The sequence below is a fragment of the Pseudomonas sp. GYB4201 genome, assembly GCF_056312595.1.
This window is the reverse complement of sequence record NZ_JBWGIG010000003.1, coordinates 26,168-49,710: the sequence shown is the minus strand read 5'-3', so window position 1 is coordinate 49,710 and position 23,543 is coordinate 26,168. Positions and strand designations below refer to the sequence as shown.

The 23,543-nt window shown below is 62.8% G+C and carries 22 protein-coding genes; 8 read left to right on the top strand and 14 right to left on the bottom strand.

From position 1 onward, the window contains the following. Nucleotides 1-172 precede the first annotated feature (172 nt). From AC0Z2B_RS03665 to AC0Z2B_RS03650, 4 genes are all read right to left on the bottom strand, one after another. Nucleotides 173-967 carry an enoyl-CoA hydratase/isomerase family protein gene (locus AC0Z2B_RS03665; protein WP_475505527.1) on the bottom strand — a complete coding sequence of 265 codons (795 nt, stop codon included), beginning with the start codon at nt 965-967 and terminating at the stop codon, nt 173-175. Nucleotides 968-1,025: 58 nt separating this feature from the next. Beyond that, nucleotides 1,026-1,457, bottom strand: coding sequence for a Zn-ribbon domain-containing OB-fold protein (locus AC0Z2B_RS03660; RefSeq protein WP_475505526.1), 432 nt, complete (start codon nt 1,455-1,457; stop codon nt 1,026-1,028). Further along, nucleotides 1,454-2,647, bottom strand: a complete 1,194-nt coding sequence (locus AC0Z2B_RS03655; RefSeq protein WP_475505525.1) for a thiolase C-terminal domain-containing protein — start codon at nt 2,645-2,647, stop codon at nt 1,454-1,456. The genes AC0Z2B_RS03660 and AC0Z2B_RS03655 overlap by 4 nt, the downstream gene beginning before the upstream one ends. 94 nt (nt 2,648-2,741) lie before the next feature. Next, nucleotides 2,742-3,590, bottom strand: coding sequence for an alpha/beta fold hydrolase (locus AC0Z2B_RS03650; protein ID WP_476295185.1), 849 nt, complete (start codon nt 3,588-3,590; stop codon nt 2,742-2,744). A gap of 111 nt (nt 3,591-3,701) precedes the next feature. On the opposite strand from AC0Z2B_RS03650, the gene AC0Z2B_RS03645 reads away from it, so the two are divergent. The 3 genes from AC0Z2B_RS03645 to AC0Z2B_RS03635 all read left to right on the top strand — a co-directional run bounded on the left by AC0Z2B_RS03645 (nt 3,702) and on the right by AC0Z2B_RS03635 (nt 6,565). After that, entirely contained in the window at nt 3,702-4,658 is a 957-nt protein-coding gene (locus tag AC0Z2B_RS03645; RefSeq protein ID WP_476295184.1) for an NAD(P)H-dependent flavin oxidoreductase, read from the top strand. Then, a complete protein-coding gene (locus AC0Z2B_RS03640) occupies nt 4,655-5,650 on the top strand; it encodes an NADPH:quinone oxidoreductase family protein (RefSeq protein ID WP_476295183.1) in 996 nt (331 codons plus the stop codon). The genes AC0Z2B_RS03645 and AC0Z2B_RS03640 overlap by 4 nt, the downstream gene beginning before the upstream one ends. A gap of 108 nt (nt 5,651-5,758) precedes the next feature. Next, complete coding sequence (locus tag AC0Z2B_RS03635; RefSeq protein ID WP_476295182.1) at nt 5,759-6,565, top strand: FadR/GntR family transcriptional regulator; 807 nt, start codon at nt 5,759-5,761, stop codon at nt 6,563-6,565. A gap of 87 nt (nt 6,566-6,652) precedes the next feature. Here AC0Z2B_RS03635 and AC0Z2B_RS03630 read toward each other — a convergent pair whose 3' ends face one another. Genes AC0Z2B_RS03630 through AC0Z2B_RS03620 form a run of 3 tightly spaced genes read right to left on the bottom strand, consistent with a single transcriptional unit; the run spans nt 6,653 to nt 9,753 of the window. Further along, nucleotides 6,653-7,414 (bottom strand): enoyl-CoA hydratase-related protein, encoded by a 762-nt coding sequence (locus AC0Z2B_RS03630; RefSeq protein ID WP_476295181.1) that lies wholly within the window; start codon nt 7,412-7,414, stop codon nt 6,653-6,655. 20 nt (nt 7,415-7,434) lie between these two features. Continuing rightward, nucleotides 7,435-8,631, bottom strand: coding sequence for an acyl-CoA dehydrogenase family protein (locus AC0Z2B_RS03625; RefSeq protein ID WP_476295180.1), 1,197 nt, complete (start codon nt 8,629-8,631; stop codon nt 7,435-7,437). Between the two features lie 9 nt (nt 8,632-8,640). After that, nucleotides 8,641-9,753: an acyl-CoA dehydrogenase family protein gene (locus tag AC0Z2B_RS03620; RefSeq protein WP_475505518.1), complete on the bottom strand. Its 1,113-nt coding sequence runs from the start codon at nt 9,751-9,753 to the stop codon at nt 8,641-8,643. 220 nt (nt 9,754-9,973) lie between these two features. On the opposite strand from AC0Z2B_RS03620, the gene AC0Z2B_RS03615 reads away from it, so the two are divergent. Then, nucleotides 9,974-10,786 carry a FadR/GntR family transcriptional regulator gene (locus tag AC0Z2B_RS03615; RefSeq protein WP_476295179.1) on the top strand — a complete coding sequence of 271 codons (813 nt, stop codon included), beginning with the start codon at nt 9,974-9,976 and terminating at the stop codon, nt 10,784-10,786. A 3-nt stretch (nt 10,787-10,789) separates the two neighbouring features. On the opposite strand, the gene AC0Z2B_RS03610 is transcribed toward AC0Z2B_RS03615, so the two are convergent. After that, nucleotides 10,790-11,566 carry a DUF2889 domain-containing protein gene (locus tag AC0Z2B_RS03610; RefSeq protein ID WP_476295178.1) on the bottom strand — a complete coding sequence of 259 codons (777 nt, stop codon included), beginning with the start codon at nt 11,564-11,566 and terminating at the stop codon, nt 10,790-10,792. Further along, entirely contained in the window at nt 11,563-12,291 is a 729-nt protein-coding gene (locus tag AC0Z2B_RS03605) for a 2-phosphosulfolactate phosphatase (RefSeq protein WP_476295176.1), read from the bottom strand. Before AC0Z2B_RS03605 ends, AC0Z2B_RS03610 begins: the two co-directional genes overlap by 4 nt. 229 nt (nt 12,292-12,520) lie before the next feature. On the opposite strand from AC0Z2B_RS03605, the gene AC0Z2B_RS03600 reads away from it, so the two are divergent. From AC0Z2B_RS03600 to AC0Z2B_RS03585, 4 genes are read left to right on the top strand one after another with little or no spacing between them, the layout of a single operon-like run. Then, nucleotides 12,521-13,729, top strand: a complete 1,209-nt coding sequence (locus AC0Z2B_RS03600) for an acetyl-CoA C-acetyltransferase (RefSeq protein ID WP_476295175.1) — start codon at nt 12,521-12,523, stop codon at nt 13,727-13,729. A 39-nt stretch (nt 13,730-13,768) separates the two neighbouring features. After that, nucleotides 13,769-15,916 (top strand): 3-hydroxyacyl-CoA dehydrogenase NAD-binding domain-containing protein, encoded by a 2,148-nt coding sequence (locus AC0Z2B_RS03595; protein ID WP_476295174.1) that lies wholly within the window; start codon nt 13,769-13,771, stop codon nt 15,914-15,916. A gap of 27 nt (nt 15,917-15,943) precedes the next feature. Continuing rightward, a complete protein-coding gene (locus tag AC0Z2B_RS03590; RefSeq protein ID WP_476295173.1) occupies nt 15,944-17,056 on the top strand; it encodes an acyl-CoA dehydrogenase family protein in 1,113 nt (370 codons plus the stop codon). Nucleotides 17,057-17,076: 20 nt separating this feature from the next. Further along, a complete protein-coding gene (locus AC0Z2B_RS03585; RefSeq protein WP_476295171.1) occupies nt 17,077-18,249 on the top strand; it encodes an acyl-CoA dehydrogenase family protein in 1,173 nt (390 codons plus the stop codon). A 50-nt stretch (nt 18,250-18,299) separates the two neighbouring features. Here the strand turns inward: AC0Z2B_RS03585 and AC0Z2B_RS03580 are convergent, their stop codons facing one another. The 5 genes from AC0Z2B_RS03580 to AC0Z2B_RS03560 all read right to left on the bottom strand — a co-directional run bounded on the left by AC0Z2B_RS03580 (nt 18,300) and on the right by AC0Z2B_RS03560 (nt 23,538). Then, complete coding sequence (locus AC0Z2B_RS03580; protein ID WP_476295169.1) at nt 18,300-19,478, bottom strand: acetyl-CoA C-acyltransferase family protein; 1,179 nt, start codon at nt 19,476-19,478, stop codon at nt 18,300-18,302. A gap of 43 nt (nt 19,479-19,521) precedes the next feature. Next, nucleotides 19,522-20,334, bottom strand: a complete 813-nt coding sequence (locus tag AC0Z2B_RS03575) for an acyl-CoA thioesterase (RefSeq protein ID WP_476295167.1) — start codon at nt 20,332-20,334, stop codon at nt 19,522-19,524. Between the two features lie 73 nt (nt 20,335-20,407). Further along, nucleotides 20,408-21,175 (bottom strand): enoyl-CoA hydratase/isomerase family protein, encoded by a 768-nt coding sequence (locus tag AC0Z2B_RS03570; RefSeq protein WP_476295166.1) that lies wholly within the window; start codon nt 21,173-21,175, stop codon nt 20,408-20,410. Between the two features lie 16 nt (nt 21,176-21,191). Further along, on the bottom strand, nt 21,192-22,340 hold the full coding sequence (locus AC0Z2B_RS03565) for an acetyl-CoA C-acetyltransferase (protein WP_476295165.1): 1,149 nt from the start codon (nt 22,338-22,340) through the stop codon (nt 21,192-21,194). 25 nt (nt 22,341-22,365) lie between these two features. Further along, complete coding sequence (locus AC0Z2B_RS03560; protein ID WP_476295164.1) at nt 22,366-23,538, bottom strand: acyl-CoA dehydrogenase family protein; 1,173 nt, start codon at nt 23,536-23,538, stop codon at nt 22,366-22,368. Nucleotides 23,539-23,543: the final 5 nt, after the last annotated feature.

The following is a 23,543-nucleotide window of genomic DNA, read 5'->3' as shown; positions in this document are numbered from 1 at the left end:
CCGTCCTGTGGGGGCAAAGCTTGCTCGGGATGGTATCGACGCCGTAATCCAGAAAAACCGCGTCGCCTGCATCGTTAGCAAGCCTTGCTCCTATAGTGTGTATCTCCACAAGACAGTTGCTGCAGGGACATGCGCCTGTAATAGCGGCGTAAGCCGCGTCACACACGCTCCGTCAGCGGACATCGAACGTGCGTGCCTGTTTGCGTACGGAATCCACGTCCATTTGCGCCTGGGCCACGGGGTTGCCCAGCAGGGGGTATTTCAACGACTGGGCTAGCGCAACCGAGCGGGGCACGTCCAGGGATTCCCAGATGGCCCGCACCGTGCCCTGGACTGCCGCCGGTGGTTTGGCCGCGATGCGTGCTGCCAGTTCATGGGCTCGAGCCCACAGCGTTTCGTTGGCTGTCACTTCGGTTACCAGGCCGATGCGCAGCGCCGTCTGGGCGCTGATGCGCTCGTCGTTGCCCAGTAATGACATGCGCAGCACTTCGCCCAGCGGCAGCCGGTACGACATGCCGATCGGCTCCACCGCGCACACCAGGCCGTAAGACACATGGGGGTCGAAGAACTGCGCGTCCTCGGAGCAGATGATTACGTCGCTTTCATTCAACCAATAGAACGCACCGGCGCAGCACAGCCCATGTACCGCGGTGACCACCGGCTTCCAGACCTTGTTGGCGCGTGCGCCCAGGCTCTCGCCCGGATCGCGGGCGTTCCACAGGTTATCGGTGCCCAGTACGTTTTCCGTGGCGTGTGCCTTCACGTCCGCTCCCGTGGAAAAGGCCCGGCCAGCCGAGCCGCGTAGCACCACGGCACGGATCTCGTCGTCTTCGCGAATGCGCGCCCACAGGTGGTCGAATTCGCGCAGCATGGCCAGGGTGAAGGAGTTCATCGCCTCGGGCCGGTTGAGCGTGATGGTCGCCACGCCATCAGGGGTGACATCGAACAATACGGTGCGGTAGTCCATGATCGTGTTCCAGGTTGATCGTCGGGCGGTGTGGCGCCGAGGCGACGCCACCTGCGGGTCAAAGGGCTTTGAATACGGGCTGGCGCCAGTCTTCGGTAATGGGGTTCCAGTCCACCGTCACTGCCATGCCAATGCGGACGTCGGCGGGGTCGATGCCCACCAAATTCGACACCAGGCGGATGCCCGGGGCACCGTCCAGTTCAACCACCACCGGGATATAGATGAAATCGTCCACGCCGGGAAACGGAGAGCGGTTGCACACCGCATAACTGTAGACGGTACCGGTGCCCTCCAAGGTGGGCCAGCGGGTGTCCTGGCTTTGGCAATGGGGGCAGTACGGGGTGGGTGGCATGCGGAAAGTGCGGCATTGGCCACATTGGGCCGACACCAGCCGGCCTTCACGGGCCGCCAGCCAGAACGGCTCGGTCCATGGGTCGGTGGTGATGTGAACGTGCTCGCCGGGCAGGGCGCGGGACAGGATGGGGCTCATGCGGACCTCCGAAGGATCAGGCCGGAAACGGGAATGGAGGCTGGGCCACCGGTGACCAGCGCCAACTCGGCGTCGGGCACCTGGTTGATGGCAGTGCCGCGCAATTGCTCGACCCCCTCCAGGATATGGGTCATGCCGATGATGTAGGCCTCCGATAGTTGCCCGCCATGGGGATTGACCGGCAGGCTGCCGTTCATGCGAATGGCGCCACTTTCCACGAATGGGCCGCCTTCACCTTTGGCACAGAAACCGTAATCCTCCAATTGCATGACCACCATGGGGGTGAAATGGTCGTAAAGCAGCGCCACGTCGATATCGGCGGGCGTGACCCCGGCGCGTTCGTACAGGCGCCGGGCAACATCCTTGTGCCCTGAGGAGGCAAAATATTCGTCGCTCATGCCCATCCAGGCGAATGCCCGTCCCCATTCGGCACGGCCACCGTGGGTGGCGGCGGTAACCAGCACCGGTTTCTGCCGCAGGTCCCGCGCCCGCTCGGTGGACGTGGTGATTACAGCCACTGCGCCGTCGGTTTCCAGACAGAAGTCCAAGCGGCACAGCGGGTCGGCGAGCATCGGCGAGGCAAAATACTCCTCAAGGGTCAGTGGCGTGCGGCGGATGGCCTTGGGGCGATTCAACGCGTTGAGTCGGCTGTTGATTGCCACCTCGGCGAAGGCCTCGCGACGAGTGCCATAAAGATGCATGTGTCGACGGGCCAGCACCGACATCAGGTGACCGGGACCGACCAGGCCGGAAGGCTGCAGGAACGAGTTCTCCGGGTCTGGCTTGAGGGCGCCGAACACCGTGCCCAGGCGCTGGGCCCGCTGCTGCAGGGACATGACCGTGACCACGTACTTGGCGTCGCCGGCGATGATGGCGGCTGAGGCCAGGCCGATGGCGCCGGCTGATCCGCCTCCACCGCCAGTCAGGGTGGCGGTGAACGTCACCTCTGGAATACCGAGCATCTCCATGATACTGGCCGTGTCCATGGTGTCGATGTAGCCTGCCTTGGCTCCTCCATAGTAAGCAAAACCGTCGATGTCACGCACCGACAGGCCGGCGTCCGCGCACGCCCCCAGTATGGCTTCACCAATCATCTCATTGATGGTGCGGGGCCAGGACTGTCCGCGCACGTAGTAGGGTGTCGCGCCGACGCCGACAATGGCGGTCTTGTCGCTGTGTTCCCAGGTCATGCCTTCTCTCCCTCGGCGACGCCCGTGGACGTCATGGATAAATGATCATCGGAATTGTTGTTGTGATGTCCGACTGGTCAAAGCGAATGCGCACTCATCGCGGCTGGCGGGCGAGAAAGTCAGCGATGGCTTGGTTGAACACGTCATTGCGATCACCGGCAACCATGTGCCCGGCACCGTCCACGTCGACGTATTCGGCATGGGGCATCAGCGCCAGTAATGATTGAGCACCGTGTTCGCTGACCACATCGCTTTGCCGGCCCCGTATCAACAGCGTCGGCACCTTGACCTTGCTGGCGGCGGTTTCCATGCGCGAATGCAGGTCCGCCAGGCGTTCACGGGCGCCGTTGGCCTGAAAGGCGGGGTCCCAGTGCCAGTAGTAGCGGCCGTTTTCCTTCAACCGCAGATTTTTGAGCAGCCCCTCGTGGGTGGGGGGGCGAGGTCGGTTGGGCAGGTAGCGTGACACTGCGTCGGCCGCCTCTTGCAGCGTGGCGAATCCATTGGGGCTGCCCACCATGAAGTCGCGGATATGTTTGACGCCAGCAGGGGACATGCGCGGCACCACGTCAACCAGTACGAGGGCGCTGGCAAGGGGCGTGGCGCTTTCGCCTAACGCCAGCAGCGAGCAGGCGCCACCCAACGAGGCGCCCACCAGCACGGGTGGGCGTGGCAGGGTGGCGATGACCGCCTTGAGGTCAGCCACGAAGGCGTCGGTGGAATAGTCCTGATCGGCCGGCCAGTCACTTTCACCGTGGCCGCGCAGGTCGAGGGCCAGGGTGCGGTAGCCGGCAGCCGCCAGTTGCGTGGCAGCACGGCTCCAGGAGTGACGGGTCTGGCCGCCGCCATGGAGCAATATGACCGGCAGCCCGCGGGCGGGGCCACCGCAATCAGCACACAAGGTCAGGCCTCGATATCCCTCCAATGTCTGGCGGTGCATGCTCATGGTGACTTCCTTTTTTGTTGTGTTCTACCATTAATAGCTTAATAGTACACATGATTAAACGCCTCTGTGCAACTTATCCATGCGCTCATACCATAACAAAAGGGTTTGCTCATGCCTCTGCCCGATTCACTGAAAGGCCGCCTGCGTTTGCCGTTGGTGGCAGCGCCCATGTTCCTGGCGTCATCGCCCAGCCTGGTCATCGCCCAGTGCCGGGCAGGGGTCTTGGGCTCCATGCCGGCGCTTAATCTACGCTCCACGGCTGAACTGGACGATGCGTTGTCGGGGATGATTCAGGCCCTGGCCGGATACCGCAGTGCCCCGTTTGCCATCAACCAGATCTTGGCTCCAGCCAATACTCGCCTGGACGCGGACCTGGACTTGATGGTCAGGCACCGCGTGCCAGTGATCATCACCAGCGTGGGCGCGCCTGGTGACGTGGTGCAAGCGGTTCACGGGTACGGCGGCTTGGTGTTTCATGACGTGGTCACGGTGCGCCATGCCGAAAAGGCCGTGGCGGCGGGTGTCGACGGGCTGGTGCTGGTGTGCGCCGGTGCCGGGGGGCATGGCGGGCAACTTAACCCCTTTGCGTTCATCAGTGAGGTTCGTCAATTCTTTCAGGGCACGGTGCTGCTGGCTGGCGCCATGAGCCGCGGGGTGGACCTGCTGGCCGCGCAACTGCTGGGGGCTGACCTGGGTTACATGGGTACGCGCTTCCTGGCCACCCGCGAGTGCCAGGTAGACCCGGTCTACCAGCGGATGCTGGTGCAGGCCAAGGCAGAAGGCATCGTCAATAGCAATCTGTTCAGCGGCCTGCCCGCCAATTATCTGGCCGCCAGTGTCGAGCGCGCCGGCCTTGATCCGGCGCGCCTGCCGTCGGCACAGACGCTGGGGGTGGGTACCGGTGGACACGGTGAATATCGAGTGTGGCGCGATATCTGGGGCGCCGGGCAAGGGGTGGGCAACATCCATGATGTGCCTGACGTGGAAGCGCTCGTCACTCGCATGGAGCAGGAGTACTGCCAGGCCCTGAAAATCAGCAGTCAACGCACACTGGAGGCATGGGCATGAGCGAGATTTGGATGAGGGCAGTCCAAGGGCAGCGTCTGGAACTGTCGGCCTATCAGCTGCAGAATCTGCCGGTTCCGCAGCCGCAGGCCGGCGAAATAAGGGTGAGGGTGCACAGCGCCGGGGTGGGGTTCGTCGATGGATTGCTGTGCAGTGGCGGGTACCAGGTCAAGCCGCCTGTCCCGTTCGTGCCCGGATGCGAGTTTGCCGGAATCATCGACGAGGTTGGTGCCCAAGTGACCGCGTTCAACCCTGGCGATCGGGTGGCTGCACTTGGCCTGGGGGGCGGGTTTGCCGATTACGCAGTGGTACCGGCAACGGCACTGACACGGTTGCCAGATGCTCTGGATTTCAGTCGCGCTGCGGTGTGTTGGGTGGATTACACCACGGCGCTGCACGCCTTGCGTGACAGGGCCAAGTTGCAGGCCGGCGAATCCGTGTTGGTGCTGGGGGCGGCGGGCGGCCTCGGCCAGGCCATGATCCAGGTGGCCAATTGGCTGGGAGGCAGGGTGATTGCGGCCGCTTCGACCCCCGCCAAGCGTGAGGCGGCGCTGGCTGCAGGGGCTTGGCAGAGTGTGGATTACACCCAGGCCGATTGGGTTGACCAGTTGAAGGTGCTGACAGACGGCGAAGGCTTGCAGGTAATTGTCGACCCCATCGGCGGGCCCGGCCTGGAAAAAAACTTCAGGCGGTTGGCTTGGGGTGGTCGCTACCTTGTGCTGGGATTTGCCGCAGGCAGTATCCCCGCGCTGCCGGTCAACCTGACTCTGCTCAAGGGCGCCACGCTGATGGGGGTGGACGTGCGTCAGTATGGCCTGTTCGAACCCCGCCACGCCGCCCAATCACGCCAGTTGCTTGCTGACCTCATCGCTGCGGGAGAGTTGAACCCTCTGGTGGGGCGGCGCTACCCGCTGGAGGACTTTGCCCAAGCGCTCAGCACGTCGCTGGACCGCGACAGAATCGGCAAAACGGTCGTGGAACTACAGCCCTCCTAACGGCTTTATGCTGCATAGGATACAGATTATTGATCCTTTACTTTCTTTCAAGGCCGTAACCGTTAGAATGATCGGGAAGCCATGCGGCCATCAGGAATGAAAGGAACAATGAACACGCCCGTCGGAAAATCCTCAGCTTTCGGTTTGTCCCGTACCAAGCGGCAACCGCTGCAAATCCCCAAGGCGCCCCAGATCGTCGCCTCGCGGTTGAAGAAAATGATCGTGACGGGGGAGCTCAAGGCGGGTGATCTGTTGCCGGCCGAAGCCAAGTTGATGGAGGAGTTCGGCGTTTCGCGCCCTACCATCCGCGAGGCATATCGGATCCTGGAGGCGGAGCGATTGGTGAGCGTCGCCCGTGGTGCGCGTGGCGGTGCCGTGGTCCACGGTCCTGATCCGGATCTGATTTCCAGCTATGCACTGATGGTCCTGCAAAGTGAGGGAACCAAGGTTGCCGAGGTATACCAGGCGCGCATGGCTTTCGAACCATCGGCCGTGCGGCTGGTCGTCAAACAGGCCAGAAAGGAGGCCCCCCAGATTCTGCGCGGGGCCATCGCTCGTCAGCGCGAGGCGTTGGGTGATCCATCGGCGTTCGCCGAAGCCATCGCCGAGTTCCACCGCCTGCTGGTGGAGTTGTCCGGCAACCGTCCATTGATGCATCTGTGGGCCGTGATCCATATGGTCGTCGAGCGCCATCAGGCGCTCGTGGTGTCGCTGTACCGACGCAATCAGGCCACTGAAGACATCATCGCCAACGCCTCTGTGGGGCTGCGCTCCCAGGAAAAACTGGTCAAGCTGATCGAGGCGGGTGACGAGGACGCTGCCGAGATTCACTGGCGCAAGCACATGCAGGCCGCCTACAAAACCTGGCTCACCGGTTATGAAGAGATGACCATCTCCCAATTGATTCAAGACTGACCCTAGGCAAGCGTAGCCGCTGCCGGCAGGCTGCGCTGCCCTGAGATGTCCAGCGCGGCACAGGGCCCGCGAAGCCTGCGGCAGCGGCTATTGGCTTGAGCTGCGCTTTTGCACGAAACGTTCCAGCGCCTGCCTGCACTCCGGGGTGTTGAGCCGTTCGATGAACTGCAGATTTTCCTCGCGAATGATCGCCAACACCTGTTCGCGCTGCGCCTGGCGCATCAGCCGCTTGCTCACCTGTAGCGCCTTGGCCGGGGCATCGGCCAGGCGCTGGGCGTAGTCCAGGGCCGAGGCCAGGCACTCTTCAGCGCTACCGTACAGGTGGCTGCACAGGCCCAGCGTATGGGCCTGTTCACCGTCCAGGCTTTCACCCCCCAGCAGCATCCGCACTGCCTGACCATGGCCAATGCGCTGGGGCAGCAGCAGGCTGGCGGCGAATTCCTGACATAAGCCCAGTTTTACGAACGGCGTGGCGAACCGGCTGTCACGGGTCGCCATCACCAGGTCGCAGTGGGGAAGCAGGGTGGTGCCTATGCCAATGGCGGCGCCACACACCGCCGCAATCAACGGTTTATCCAGGTCAACCACCGCCGCCATGAATCGAAAGGCCGGCGCGTCGAGATGGGTGGGGGGCTGCTTGAGAAAGTCCACCAGATCGTTACCGCTGGTAAATACCTTCGGCCCACCGCTGATGACCAGCGCATTAATGTCATCGTCATCCGCTGCCTGGCGCAGTGCAGCCGCCAGGCTGTCGTACATGGCATTGGTCAGCGCGTTGTGCTTGTCGGCACGTTCGAGGGTGATTGACAGGCAATGCTGCTGGCGTTCCAGCCTTATGGAATCACTCATGCTCAAGGACCTCCCTGCGTTCAGCGACATTGGGAGAAGGGTATGTTCTTGTCCACGCGAATCTCGCCCGGCATCCCCAAAACCCGCTCGGCAATCTGGTTGCGCAGGATCTCGTCGGTGCCACCGGCGATGCGCAACGCCGCCGCCCATTCGTAACCGTGGCTGAACCGCGCTGCGCCGGCTGCCTGGTCAATCTGGACGAAGCCATCAAGCCCCAAGTTGTCAAGGGCCAGGGCCGACAGCGCCTGCAGGCCATTGGCGTACACCAGTTTACTCATGGCTGCGATGGGACCAGGTGTTTCGCCTTTGGACAGTGAGGTCAGCAAGCGGAACCGGAAATTGCGCAGGCCCAGCTCCTGGGTCAGCAGGTGGGCAATGCGGAAGCGATCCTGGCTGTTGGTCGAGCCACTGCGGTTGATCTGCTCGATCAGTTCGACCACATTGGGCAGCGCCTGGCTTTCGCCACCGACGTTGACCCGCTCGTTCATCAGGGTGGTCATGGCGCACTTCCAGCCGTCGCCAACCTCGCCGACGCGGTAGCGATCAGGGATGCGCAGGTCGGTAAAGAACACCTCGTTGAACTCGGACTCGCCGGAGACCTGCTCGATGGGGCGAACTTCGATACCCGGGCTGCGCATGTCCACCAGGAAAAACGTCAGGCCCTTGTGCTTGGTGGCTTCGGAATCGGTGCGCGCTAGCAGGATGCCCCAGTCGGCGACATGGGCCCAGGAGGTCCAGACTTTCTGGCCATTGATCACCCAATCGTCGCCGTCGCGCACCGCGCGAGTGCGCAGGTTGGCAAGGTCGGAGCCGGCACTGGGCTCGGAAAACAGTTGACACCACAGCAGATCGCCATTGAGCGTTGGCTGGGTAAAGCGCTCCACCTGTTCTGGGGTACCGTGGGTGCGAAGGGTAGGGATGGCCAACTGAGTGCCGATGGTGACCAAGGGGCCCACCGGCACTGCATGGCGCGACTCTTCCTCGTGGAAAATCACTTCCTGCATGGGCGTGCCATCCAGCCCGCCTTCTTCCCGCGTCCAGCGAATAGCGGCATAACCGGCGCTGGCTTTCAGCCGCTGCCACCGGCGCGCTGCGGTCGTAAAGGCCTGCACATCCTGCTGGCTGTCATGGCCGATCACGCTGGGGGCGTGATCCTGGAGCCACTGGCGCGCCTGCTGCCGGAATTGAGCCTCGTCGATACTGTCATTGAAGTCCATAAAGCCTCCTTAATGGGCACGCAGCAGCTGCAGGGATTGGGCGCTCAGCAGGCGATCGACCCAGGCCCCGGGTTCCCCCAGGGTCATGGCCAGTAGGCGTGAGCGTTTATAGAAAAAGTGACAGTCCGCTTCCCAGGTGTAGCCGATACCGCCGTGAATATGCAGGCATTCACGGGCGGCCTGTTCGTAGGCATGGGTGGCGCTCAGGCGGCAGGTGGCGGCTGCCAGAATAGCCTCGGCGGCGGTACCAGCTTCCAGCGCCCAAGCGCCATACCAGGCATTGGAGCGTGCCAATTCGATGTTCACGGCCATGTCGGCCAGCTTGTGCTTGATGGCCTGGTAGCTGCCAATGGGGCGGCCGAACGTGTGGCGCTCCAGGGCATAGTTGCGTGCCAGGTCCAGGGCGGCGTCGGCACCACCAATTTGCTCGAAGGCGGTGAAGATAGCCATCTGGTCCACCACCCGCTCCATGGTCTTGATCGCCTGGGCACCGGCCAGTACGCCCACCGCGGGAATGCGGCTCAGTTCCAGCGCGGCGAAGGGTACGGTGCCGTCAGGGCCCTTGAGGGGGACGGTATTGATGTTCGCTTGTTTGAGGTCCACCAGCACTACCACGGGCTGGCTGGCCTGTAGGGCGGGCAGCACAGCATGGTGGGCGTGAGCCCCGTAAGCCAGGGCATGGCTGCGACCACTCACGGCCTTGCCATCAAAGCGCAGGGGCTGGGCGTCCCAGGACTGGCCGGGGGCAATCAGGCCGGTCGTCAGAGTGGCTTCGCCGCCAGCGATGGCCTGCAAAACCTCCAGGGCCTGGGGGGCGGCACTGCGTTTGAGCAGTTCGGCGCCGGTAAGCACGGTGCTCTGGAACGGAATGGGGGCCAGGGCACGTCCCAGCTCCTCGGCCAGTACGCACAACTCGAGCATGCCCAACCCCAGGCCGCCTTGCGCCTCGCCTATGGCCACTGCGGGCCAGCCCAGTTCGCTGACCTGTTGCCACAAGTCGGGATTGCAAGGCTGGTGTGCCGACAGCATCTGGCGCAAGGCCTGCAGGCTGCTGGCCTCGCCGAGAAAGCGGCGGGCCTGGTCCCTGAGCATGCGCTGTTCATCAGAAAAATCGAAGTTCATGGTGGCCCCTGCCAGTATCACTGTTGTATAAACGTATAAATCATATACACATTAAAATTATTGTGTCCAGTGGTCGACATCCTGTCGATGGCAGCCAGTATGGCGGCTCGCAGACAAACCACGAAATACTTTTCGAATCGTGTGTTATAGTTAAATCATCAATATCATATGGTTGATTAGGTCGCCCACTTCGGGGTGGTCATTCTGAAGGTTGGTAGTCATGAGCGATATGAAAGACCTGGGCTTTCTCAATGGGCGAGGGGTACAGGACAAGCGCCAGGCCTTGCACATTCCCAAGGCCCCGCAAATCGTTGCGGGGCGCATCAAAAAGCAGATCGTCAACGGTGAGCTGAAGGAAGGTGATCTGCTGCAGGCAGAAGGCAAGCTCATGGAAGAATTCGGTGTGTCTCGGCCTACCATCCGCGAAGCCTTTCGTATCCTGGAGGCAGAGCACCTGATCACCGTGGCGCGGGGCGCCAAAGGCGGTGCGATCATTCACGCCCCAGACCCTAATCTGATTGCCAATTATGCCTTGATGGTGCTGCAGTGCGAGGGCACCACCGTGGCGGAGGTGTACCAGGCGCGCATGGCCTTCGAGCCATCGGCTGTGCGCTTCGTGGTTGAGCACTCCGCCGCGCGTGCGGTGCCGGTGCTGCGCGACGTTGTGGAGCAGGAACGGTTGTGCATCGAGGATCCGGCGGCCTTCGCTGCCGAAGTCGCACGCTTTCACAAACTGCTGGTGGAGCTGTCGGGCAACAAGCCGTTGATTCATCTGTGGGGCGCGATGCACGAGGTCGTGGCCCGCCATCAGGCGGCAGTAGTCGCCTTGCAGCGGCGCAATATCTCCCTGGAAAATTCGATCCTGGCTGCCGTCACCGGGCTAAAATCCCAGGAAAAGCTGATCAACCTGATCGAAGCAAAGGACATCGATGGCGCCGAGGCCCATTGGCGCAAGCACATGGTGCGATCGAACAAGGTCTGGGTGACGGGCTTCGAGCACATGCGCATTGCCGACCTGTTCAACGCCAGCTAGGCGTCAAGGGATCTGCCGGGTGTCGAGCAGCATGCCCTCGCTGCCCTCGGCATAGTCGCGGGTCGAGCCTTGGCAGCGCAGGGCCTGGGCACTGCGTTCGGGCTGGAAGCTGTAGCACAACGGTGGCTGGCCATACTCGGCGGCATCGTGGAAGCGGTCGTGGTCCAGGGTGCGCCCACCGGCCACCAAAATCGCCCGGCGCAAAATATTCGCCTGTTCCGCTGTCTCTTCATCCAGGCTTTCGGTCCATTGGCGAAAGCCTCGGCCCAGTGTCTGGCCCTGCCAGGGCGGGTTGGTGATGGTGTCCTGGTCTACCGCCCAGCCCATGACTATCTGATTGTCGCGCAACAATCGCACTTGGGTCGGCCCCAGCCTGGGATGCAGGCCATCCCAACCCATTACCTGCCTGTCATCTACTTGGGCTTCGTAGCGTCTTTCGACCTGCACTCGCTTGACGTGGGCCAGTGTCAGTCCGGCCAGGTCGTGCACATGGGTGCACTGCTGGCGCATGTCGATCAGGGCGCCGATGTCCGAGGCACGGGCGATCAAGGGGTTGCCGACCAGTTGTTGCAACGGTTGCACGGCGCCAGGGCAGGTACTCCAGGGGGTACGGGGTGCCGCCATGCGAACGGCGGTAATCACTCGGCCGTCGTGCTCGATAGTCACACCAAAGTGATGGAAGTCGTCCTCCAGCCAGCCCGTGACCTGGCCGGGGGCGGTGTGACGCAGCACGATCAGGCGCCGCAACCGCCCACCCGTGCGTGGGTAGCCCTGGCTCACGCGGCACACATCAGACGGTCGCCGCACAGGCGTGGCACGATGTCCAGCAGCCCCACCTGGGCGCAATAATCCACTTCGTGCTGCATGTCCGCAGCCCGCAACAATACACCCAGCTGGCTTTGCTGCAGGCAGCGGGCGGGGGAGTCGGCGAACTGGCGGTACACCGCCTGGGCAATGGTGCAGGTGTCCGAGGCCTGCCAATGGTCAGGTTCCAAAGCCAGCAACTGGTCGATCAGGTGCCCGGCCAGGTAGAGGTCCTCCAGATTGACACGCCCGGCGGAGCCGGCGCAGACCAGGACAATGGAGGTGCCGCGATGCTGCCTGAGCTGGCGAACCACGGCCGGGGCATTGAGCAGCGCTGCGGCGTACACGTAGCGTGCGGTGTCGGCCTTGCGCAGTGCCACAGTGCCGTTGGTGGTGGCATAGAACAGGTCGCGCCCGGCCAGGGGTTCCAGGCACAGGGCCAGCGGCGAGTAGCCGGCGAAACCCTGCAGAGGCTTGAGATGATTTTCGCCGGCCAGCACGTAGCTGTCGTCGGCCAGCAGGCGCACCGCGTCGCAAGCCATCTGCCGGTTGCAGGCGGGGTACACTGCGCAAGCGCCTTGGTGCAAGGCGCTGACGATACTGGAAGTGGCAAACAGTACATCGATGACAACGGCTACCTTGTCATAGAGGAAATCGGGGTTCAGGTCCTCCTTTCTCAGGATTACATTGATTTTCGGCATGCAAGGCTCCTTGTCAACGAAATGGGGAAGGTGCAGAAACAGATTAATCATATAGATTATTGCACGCAAGACAACCTACCCGCATCCTTGGCCGAAATAGCAGGCTTCAGGGAAGAAACTACCCATCGGACTGGTTGTTTATCATCATAAGCATATATATGATTAAAGTCCGTGTCGTCGGGCGTTGCTGATCGTCTCGGCGTTGAATGGATTGAATGGGAGACTGACAGTGGCTCAAGCCTATATTTTCGACCACGTACGCACCCCCAGGGGGCGCGGGCGGGCTAACGGAGGGCTGCACGCGGTGACATCCACGGAGTTGGCGGCCCAGGTGCTGCGGGCCTTGCGCGAGCGCAACCGGTTTGACAGCGCCGAGGTAGCCGAAGTGGCCCTGGGGATTGTCACGCCCTTTGGCGAGCAGGGTTCCAACCTGACCCGCCCGGCCATCCTGATGGCCGATTACGACGTGCGAGTGCCCGGTTTTCAACTGGACCGGGCCTGCTCCTCGGGGCTGGATGCGGTGAACCTGATGGCTGCGCAGGTGATGTCGGGCCAGGTGGGCCTGGCCATCGGCGGCGGAGTGGAGTCCATGTCCCGGGTACCGATGGGCTCCCAGGGCAGTGCCTGGGCGCGAGACCCGGCAATCGCCTACGCGACGGCTTTCGCCCCCCAAGGCATTGGCGCTGACCTGCTGGCCACCCGCGGCGGGTTCAGCCGTGCCGACGTCGACGCCTACGCCATCGCCAGCCAGCAACGGGCCGGGCGGGCCTGGGACGAAGGGCGTTTCGACCGTTCGGTCATTTCTGTCGTTGACCGGCTGGGCTACCCGCTTCTAGCCCGTGACGAACACTTGCGGCCACACACTACGGCTCAGGACTTGGCCAACCTGCAACCGGCCTTCGCCCAGATGGGCACCCTGGGAGGTTACGATGACATTGCCTTGCAGAAATATCCCGATGTCTTCGAGATCGACCACGTGCACACCGCCGGCAACTCGTCCGGCATTGTCGACGGAGCGGCGGGCGTGCTGGTCGGCTCTCTGGAGGCCGGCCAGCGCCTGGGCCTGACGCCGCGGGCGCGCATTCGCGGCTTCGCCTCCATCGGCTCCGACCCCACCATCATGCTCGACGGCCCGGCCCCAGCTTCGCTGCGGGCGCTTGAGCGCGCCGGGATGAACGTCAGCGACATCGATCTGTTTGAACTCAATGAGGCGTTTGCCTCGGTGGTGCTGGAATACATGCGCGTGCTGGACATTGGCCACGAACGCATCAACGTCAATGGAGGCGCCATTGCCTTGGGTCACCCGCTGGGTGCCACCGGAGCCATGCTGCTGGGCACGGCCCTGGACGAATTGGAGCGCAGCGGCGCCAGCACCGCACTGGTCAGCCTGTGCGTGGGCATCGGCATGGGCACTGCCACTATCATCGAGCGAGTCTGATCGTGGCGATTATCGAATTCTGCAAGGATGGGTCATCGCATGTTTGAAACCATTGCTTATTCCCTGGGCGACGACGGCGTGGCCGTGGTCGCAATCGATATTCCGGAACAACCGGCCAACACCATTACCGAAGGCTTTCGCGATGAACTGATCAAGCTTATCGATCGGGTGACCGGCGATGACAATGTGAAGGGCGTGATTCTTACCTCGGCGAAAAAGGATTTCGTCGCGGGCGGGGACCTGAAGGACATCGTCCGTACGCTGTCACGGCCCTTGAGCGTGGAACAGGCACGCGTCATGGCGACGCAGATGAGTCCGGTACTGCGCCGCCTGGAGACCTGTGGCACACCCTTTGCCGCAGCCATCAATGGCTCGGCCCTGGGTGGCGGGCTGGAAATCGCACTCGCGTGTCACCACCGAGTGGTTGCCGACGACCCCAAAATCTTGCTAGGGCTGCCGGAAGCGACCTTGGGATTGATGCCGGGAGCAGGGGGAACACAGCGTTTGCCTCGTTTGATCGGAATTGCCAAGGCGCTGCCGCTGATGCTCAAGGGGACGTTGATGCCCCCCCAGGCCGCGCTTGCCGCAGGCATGGTCGATGAGGTGGTGCCCAATGCCGATCTGCTGAATGCTGCTCGGCGTTGGCTCATCGAGCATGGCAACGCCGAGCAGCCGTGGGATCAGAAAGGGTTCCAGGTGCCGGGTGGGGCCGGTTTTGCCGACGTGGAACTGGGTAACCTGTACAATCTCACCACCACGCAGATCGCCCGTGACACGGGGCGCAACCTCCCGGCACCCATTGCGTTATTGCGTGCGGTGGCCCACGGTACGTGCGTGCCTATCGAAGCCGGCTTGCATATCGAGTCCTGCGAGTTCGCCGGGCTGGTGCTTGACGCCACGGCTTGCAACATGGTGCGCACGTTGTTTGTCAACAAAGGAGATTTGGAGAAAAGCGCGCGGCGTCCCGACGGCATCGCGCCCGCTGCGTATCGGAAAGTCGGCATACTCGGCGCCGGCTTGATGGGCAGCGGGATCGCCAGCGCCTCTGCAACCGCCGGCCTGGAGGTCATACTGCTCGACGCTTCGCAAGCGCAGGCAGAGGCCGGGCGCCAGCGCCTGGTGGATGAATTCGCCAAGCGAGTGGGCAAGCAGCGCATGACGCAGGCAGCAGCAGACGCCATCCTGAGCCGTATTCATGCCACCAGCGATTATGCCCAACTGATCGACTGTGACCTGGTAGTCGAAGCGGTATTTGAAGACCTCCAGGTCAAATCGGCGGTATTCATGAAGGCGCAGCCGTATCTCAAGGCCGAGGCGCTGTTGGCTTCCAATACCTCAACCCTGCCCATCAGCGACATGGCCCGAGACCTGACAGCGCCTGAGCGGTTCATCGGGCTGCACTTCTTCTCACCTGTCGAGCGTATGCCACTGGTGGAGGTCGTCGTCGGCGAACGAACCAGTGACGCTACCTTGGCCCATGCCCTGGATTTCATCCGGGCCTTGCGCAAGACGCCCATTGTGGTCAAGGACTCACGTGGCTTCTTTACCTCGCGGGTGATCGCCGCTTACCTTCAGGACGCGCTGGCCATGCTGGGCACCGGCGTCAAGCCGGCGTTGATCGACAATGCCGCTCGCCTGGCCGGGTTTGCCATGGGGCCGCTGGCGCTCCTGGACGATGTCGGTCTGGAAAACGGCTATAAGTCGGCCCTGGCGGAGCGCGAGGCGCTGGGCGCTGCGTGGCGAGAACCTGCTGGCTTCCATGTGCAAAAAATGTTCTGCGAGAACCTGGGGCGCATAGGTCGTCGCGGTGGGCAGGGGTTCTACGACTATCCCCAAGGCAGGCGCAGCCTCTGGACAGGGCTGAGCGAAGTGTTCCCTGAGTTGACTGAGCAGCCGGACGTCGAGCAGATCAAGCAACGCATGCTCTACATCCAGGCATTGGAAGCTGTGCGCTGCATGGAAGAAGGGGTCATTACTCAGGCTGCCGAAGGTGATGTGGGGGCAGTGCTGGGTATCGGCTTCCCGGCCTGGACCGGAGGCGTCTTCAGTCTGATTGACACGTTGGGTGCGGTTTTCATCGACCGCTGCGACCGGTTGGCCGATGAGATCGACGAACGTTTTCGCCCCTCGGCGTGGTTGCGCGAGCGTGTTGCCCGGGGAGCGCGTTTTCATGCCCTTGACTGTTGAGCACCCTTGCCAGAGAGCGCATCGATCATGAATTTCGACTTTTCTGCGGAACAGGAACAGCTGCGCGATCAGGCACAGCGGGTATTTGCCGGCGGGCTGCAAAGAGCCCGTGTGGTGTTGGACAGCACAGGGTTGTGCGATCGGGCGCTATGGGCCCAGGTTCAGGCCCTCGGCTGGCCGGCTGCGGCAGTCGCCGAGCAAGACGGTGGCCTGGGACTGACGGCGCTGGAGCAGTGCGTGTTGGCGGAGGAGGTCGGGCGCTCGCTGGCGCCCATCCCCTACAGCAGTTCAGTGCTGCATGCCACGACCGCCTTGCAGCAGGCGCAGGGGTGTAGTGAAGCCTCGAATCTGTTGGCCGAGCTGGCGGCAGGAACCACAACCGCCAGTGTGGCGTTTGTTGAAGCAGGGCAGGAGGTCTGGACCGCCAGGCCCCAGGCGCGGGTCAGTGACGGTAGGATCAGCGGCCACAAAGTGATGGTGGCAGACGCCGCGGTTGCTGGCTGTTTTGTGGTCGCGGCGACCTCCGAGCAAGACGCTGGCGGTTGGGGGTGGTGGCGAGTGGACTCCGGCGTCGAGGGCGTCAGCCTTGAAGCCGTCGAAGCCATAGACCGTGTGCGGTCGTTTGCCGACTTACATTTGGAGAACGCGCCGTGTGTACGGCTGGGCGCTCCGGGGCAGGGCGCGGAACTGGCCGTACGAGCCTTGGATGCTGCCGCGGTGCTGTCGGCATTTGAACAGTTGGGCAGTGCCGAGGCAGCGCTGGCGATGACCGTGGAGTATGTCAGGACACGCCAGGCCTTCAACCGGGTCGTGGGCAGTTACCAGGCGGTCAAGCATGCGCTGGCCGACGTCTACGTGGCCAATCAACTGGCCCGTAGTCATTGTTATTACGGTGCCTGGGCACTGACCCAGGCGCCAGACCAGTTGCCTCGAGCCGCGGCAGGCGCGCGCCTGGCCGCCACGGAAGCCTTGATCAAAGCCGCTGAAGCCTGTGTAGAGTTGCACGGTGGTATCGGTTTCACCTGGGAAAGTGATGCCCAGTTGTTCTATCGCCGCGCCAGGTTGCTGGCGACTCAATTGGGTGGCCGTGCCTGGTGGGCGCAGCGCCTCAAGGATGTTTTGGGCCGTACTGCGGCTTGACAGCTATTTGGAGAACCGCAATGGATTTTGAAGATACCTCGCAACAAGCGGCCTATCGCGCGAAGGTTCGCACCTGGCTGGCCAGCCACGCCCCGAAGTTCGCCGTTGCCCCTGGAACCGCAATGGCGCCCGAGGCGTTCATGGGCCTGGCTCGCCGTTGGCAGGCACTGAAGGCAGAGGCCGGGTATGTCGGCATCATGTGGCCAACGCCGGTAGGCGGCCAAGGGGGCAGCGCGATAGAGCATGTGATCTACCACCAGGAGGAAGAGCGCTACCCGTTGCCGCTGATCCCGTTCGCTGTCGGCATCGGCATGTGCCTGCCGACCCTGTTTACCCATGGCTCTGCCCAGGTAATTGATCGTTTCATGGCTCCGGGCATGCGGGGGGAAGAGATCTGGTGCCAGCTGTTTTCCGAGCCAGCCGCAGGATCTGATCTTGCCGGGTTGCGTACGCGGGGCGTTCGCGAGGGCGACGACTGGATCATCAATGGACAGAAGGTCTGGACCTCGTACGCCCATGAGGCTGATTACGGGTTGTTGCTGGTGCGTACCGATCCCGCAGCCCCCAAGCACAAGGGCTTGACCATGTTCTATATCGACATGCGAGCCCCGGGGGTGGAAGTGCGCCCCATTCGTACGCTGCTGGGCGATGCTGAGTTCAATGAGGTGTTTTTCACTGATGTGCGCATCTGCGACAGCCAGCGGCTGGGCGCGGTAGGCGATGGTTGGAAGGTCTCACTCAGCACTTTGATGTTCGAGCGCCTGGCGGTAGGAGGAAAGCCCTGCGGCGCGCCTACTGCCAGCGAACTGGCTGGGCTACTGGACGCGACATCCCTGGCACGCTACTACGTGGCGGACGAGGGCATCGAGTTGACGCGCTTACGCTCGATGACCGCAGTATCACGTGGGGGAGTGCCGGGTCCGGAAGCGTCCATCAACAAGTTGGTCATGGCCAAGAACCTGCAAGACATGACCAGTAGCGCGCTTGAGAACCTGGGTGTCGATGCGTTGCGCGAGCTGGACGAACCACAGTCGCGAAGGCTCAATTACTGGTATCTCTGGTCGGCCGGCCTGCGTATTGCCGGAGGCACAGACGAGATACTGCGCAATATTATTGGCGAGCGGGTACTGGGTTTACCGCCAGAGCCGCGCAATGATCGTGATACGCCATTCAACCAATTGGGCAAGGCCTGATCGACTAACGATCAGGCCCTCGCCTTTGAGTGATGGCTGCAGCAGGTTGTTTAAATGCGCTCGAAGAGTACGGCGATGCCTTGGCCGCCACCGATGCACATGGTCGCCAGGCCATAGCGGCCCTGAATGCGGTGCAGTTCGTAGATGGCCTTGGTGGCGATGATCGCGCCGGTGGCGCCCACCGGGTGGCCCAGGGAGATGCCCGAGCCGTTGGGGTTGACCTTGGCCGGGTCGAAATCCAGCTCGCGGGCCACGGCGCAGGCCTGGGCGGCGAAGGCTTCGTTGGACTCGATCACGTCCAGATCCTGCACCCGCAGGCCGGCCTTGAGCAGCACCTGGCGGGTGGCGGGAATCGGCCCCAGGCCCATCAGCGCCGGCTCCACGCCGGCGTGGCCGTAGCCCACGAGCCGCGCCAGCGGCACAAGGTTGTGGGCGCGCACGGTCTCGGCGGTAGCCAGCACCAGGGCGGCGGCGCCGTCGTTGAGGCTGGAGGCGTTGCCCGGGGTCACCGTGCCGTCCTTCTTGAACGCCGGTTTCATCTTCGCCAACTGCTCGGCGTCCACGGCGCGCACGTTCTCATCCTCGGCGAAGGTTACCGGGCCTTTGCGCGTGGCAATCTCGATAGGCACGATCTGCGAGGCAAACCGCCCCTCGGCAATGGCGCGGGCGGCGCGCTGCTGGCTGACCAGCGCCAGTTCATCCTGCATCTGCCGGGTAATGCCGTACTTTTCGGCAATGTTCTCGGCGGTGATACCCATATGGATGCCAGCGAACGGGTCGTGGAGCACGCCCAGCATGTAGTCCAGCGCCTGGATATCGCCCATGCGCGCGCCCCAGCGGGTCTGCTGCAGGAAGTACGGGCCACGGCTCATGGACTCGACGCCGCCGGCCAACACCGCGCCGGCGTCGCCCAGCAGCAGGCTCTGCGCCGCTGAAACGATGGCCTGCAGGCCGGAACCGCACAGGCGGTTGACGTTGAATGCAGGAGTTTCTTGAGGAATGCCGGCGTTGACCGCCGCCACCCGCGACACGTAGGCGTCGCGTGGCTCGGTGGGGATCACCGTGCCGAACACCACGTGGCCGATGTGCTCGGGGGCTAGTTTGGCCCGCTCAAGGGCGGCACGGGCCAGGTCGGTGGCCAGTTGGGTGGGCGGTACATCCTTGAGCGAACCGCCAAAACTGCCAATGGCCGAGCGCGCGGCGCTGACCACGAAGATTTCCGTGTTCATACACAATTCCTCTCAGGTGAAGGTGGCAAACGAAAGCCAGGGGTCAGCGCTGGCGGTACAGCCCTTCTTGCGCCATGCTGGCCAACAGGTGGCCTTCCCGGTCATATATATGCCCCAGGCTCAAACCACGCCCGGAGCCTGCGGCCGGTGTGTTGGCCAAGACCAGCAACCACTCCTGGCAGTCGACCGGCTGATGAAACCAAATGGTATGGTTGAGGCTGGCGACAAACAGGTCGGCAGCCAGCTTGTGTTCGTGGTGCGGGGTGAGGGCGGTGATGCCGAACCAGAAGTCACTGAGGTACGCAAGCGCTGCTGGTTGCATGCGCGCGCTGATGGTCAGCTCTGACCCGCTACGCATCCAGTAGCTCATGTCACCAAGGGCGTCCCGTTCGAGCAGCATGTGCTCGGCCTGCACCGGGCGGATCTCCACCGACTGGGTCTTGCCGATGAATGCCTGTTCCTGTGCGTTGAGGCGATCATGATAATGGCTGCGCAGTTGCGTCAGGTTCATCAGGCCTTCAGGGCCATGGTGCATTGGCGGGCTGATCTCATGCGCCATGCCCAACTCCCCGGCATGAAACGATACGGTCGCCAGGGCAATGGTGCGTTGATGTTGCTCCAGCCTGACTAGCCGTGCAGCAAAGCGACGGCTCTGCTGCACCCGTTCGACGGTAACGATCAGCGGCGCGCCCACGTCTCCCGCGGCCAGAAAGCTGTGTTGCAACACGTGGGGACGCAACGGCTCGTCTACCGTGGCCAGGGCTGCGGCGACTGCCAGCCCCAGTGTCTGCCCACCGTAGATCGCGCCATTCTGGTTGGTATGGAAAGTGTCGCAGGTGAACCGGTCATTTCCCAAGGGACGGAGCTGCAGTAGGGGGGCAATGCTGGTGCCATCCCATGCCTTGGCAGGCGCAGAGCAGGAGAGTGCCTCAGACCCCACGAAACACCCCCTTGCGCTTCTGGAAGAAAGCCTCCCGGCCTTCGGCAAAATCCGCCGAGGCGATGAGTACGGCTTGAGCGTCGGCCTCCCAATCCAATGCAGTGTCCAGGCTCAAGGGCGCCCGGCCAAGCATCGCCTTAGTCGCCGCCAACGGTCCTGGCGCGCTTGCCGCCAACTGATGCGCATGGCGCAGCGCGATTTCCAGCACCTGGCCGGACGGGGCAAGGAAGTCCGCCAGGCCAATCTGTACGGCTTCTTCACCTCCGATGATTTGCTGGAACATCACCAGTTGGCGAGTGCGGGGTAACCCAATGCGTTGGGGCAAGGTCCACAGCGCCCCCCAATCGGGCATGACGGCAACCTTGCCAAAGACCGCGCCGAAGCGGCTGTCTGCATCGGCCACGACGAAGTCGCAGGCGACGGCCAGTGACAATCCTGCGCCAAACGCTGCGCCTTGTACCGCGGCCAACACCGGCACCCGACCATTGACGATCGCGCGGATGACCCGTTGGCCTCGACGCATGTCCCGGCGCATCGCCTGGGTTTGAGTATCCAGGCCATCCAGTGGGCCTCCTGCGCAAAAATGCGCACCGCCGCTGAGGACAATCGCTCTCGTGGTTTCGTTGTCCTGCAGTTGCTCAAGGGTCTGCGCCAGTTGCCGGTAAAGTTCAGGCACCAGGCTGTTGCGCTTCTCTGGCAGGTTGAGCTGGACCAGGGCTACGCCCTCATCATGGCTGACAGTGACGACAGTCGTCATGCTGAAACTCCTCGGCTTACAGCCGTTCGATGATGGTTACGTTAGCCAGGCCACCGCCTTCGCACATGGTCTGTAGCCCATAGCGGCCGCCACAGCGCTCCAGCTCGTGCAGCAAGGTCGTCAACAACTTGGTGCCAGTGGCGCCGATTGGATGCCCCAAGGCAATGGCGCCGCCATTGACGTTGGTTAATTCGACTGAATAGTCCAATTCGTTCAGCCAAGCCATGGCGACACTGGCGAACGCTTCGTTGATTTCCACTCGATCAATGTCGGCCATGCGCAGGCCTGCCTTGCCTAAAGCATGGCGAGTGGCTGCGATGGGAGCTGTCAGCATCCACACAGGATCGTCGCCGCGCACGCTCATGTGCACGATGCGCGCCCTGGGTGTAAGGCCATAGCGCTTGAGCGCCGCTTCGGAACAGATCAGCACGGCGCTTGCCGCGTCCGATACCTGGCTGCTGGTGCCAGCGGTCAACAGCCCATCCGGCAGTAACGGCTGCAAGGTCGCCATCTTTTCCAGGCTGCTGATCCGAGCTGTTTCATCCATGGCAAAGTCGCCCAACGGAACGACCTGAGTGTCGAATGCTCCAGCCTGGATAGCCGCCAATGCCCGGTTGTTGGACTGCAACGCATAGGCTTCCATGTCCTGTCGGCTGAAGCCCCAATGCCGCGCGATGCGCTCAGCAGCGGCGAACTGTGACAGTTGCTGCTCGCCATAGCGAGCGCGGTAACTCGTGGCGCTCGTCCAGGGATCATCGAAGCCCAGGTCTTTGGCGGCATACAGGGCCGTATTGATGGGAATACGACTCATGTTCTGTACGCCGCCGGCAATGACGACGTCCTGAGTGCCGCTCAATACCGCCTGGGCGGCAAAATGCACCGCTTGCTGCGACGATCCACATTGCCGATCGATGGTCACGCCGGGAACGCTATCGGCGAGCCCCGCGCCCAACCAGCAAAAGCGTGCAAGATTGCCTGCCTGGGGGCCGATGGCGTCGATGGCGCCGAAGATGACATCATCGTATTCATCGGCCGGTATGCGATTGCGCGCCACCAGGGCCTTGATGACATGGGCGCCCAGGTCCATTGGATGCCAAGTGGAAAGACTGCCATTGCGCTTTCCTGTGGGTGTGCGCAGAGCGTCGACGATGTAGGCGCTAGCCATGGTTCACTCCTTGGAGGGGGAAAAATCAGTGGTGCTTGTTGTGGGCACGGATAACGCTCTTGGCAATGCTCCAGCGGTGTACCTCTGAGGGGCCGTCGTAAATCCGGAAGGCTCGCACGTCGGCAAATATGCGCGCGACAATGGTTTCATCCGTCACGCCCTGGCCGCCGAGAATCTGCACGCTACGATCCACTATCCGCCAGATCGCTTCAGACGAGATGACCTTGGTCATGCTGGAGGCATGGCGTCCCAGTTCTCCCTGGTCCAGAACCCACGCGCAGTGCCACACCGCCAGGCGCGTGGTGTGCAAATCCAGTTCATTGTCTGCCAGCTTGAAGCCCACCCCCTCATGCTCGGCCAATACCTTTCCAAAAGCTTCGCGCTTGCAGGCGTAGGCGGTGGCCGTTTCGTGGGCGCGCCGGGCGGCGCCCAGCCAGCGCATGCAGTGGGTCAGGCGGGCGGGTGAAAGACGCACCTGGGCGTATTTGAAGCCCTCTCCCGGCTCGCCCAGCACGTCACAGGCCGGTACCCGCAGGTCAGTGAAGCGAACCACGCCGTGGCCGCCCGGGAAGCAGGAATCGAGTGCGTTCATGGCACGCTCGACGCGAATGCCCGGGCGGTCCATGTCCGCCAGGAACATCGTGGCCCGGCCGTCCTCCAGCTTGGCCATAATAATGGCGAAGCTGGCACCTTCGGCCCCGGTGATGAACCATTTCACCCCATTGATAATGTAGTGATCGCGATCGCGCACGGCAGTGGTCGCCAGCATCGCCGGGTCTGAACCCGAACCAGGCGAGGGTTCGGTCATGCAGAAACAGGAGCGTATCTCACCCAAGGCTAACGGCTTGAGCCAGCGCTCCTTCTGCTCAGGCGTGGCGATCTGCTCCATCATGTGCATGTTGCCTTCATCGGGAGCGGCAATGTTCAGTGCCACCGGTCCAAGCGGCGAATAGCCTGCTTCCTCGAACACGATGGCTTTGGCCAGGTGGTTCAGGCCCAGTCCACCGTAGGCGGTTGGCATGTGCGGGGTTAGCAGCCCAGCCTGGCGAGCCAGGCTCTGCATCTTGCGGCGCAGCGGTTCTGTAGGCCCGTGGGGCGTGCAGCGAGGGTCCTTTTCCAGCGCAATGATGTGTTGCGCGATAAAGGCGCGGGTGCGCGCTTGCAATTCGAGCAGCTCAGGGGGAAGTGTGAAGTCCATGGCAG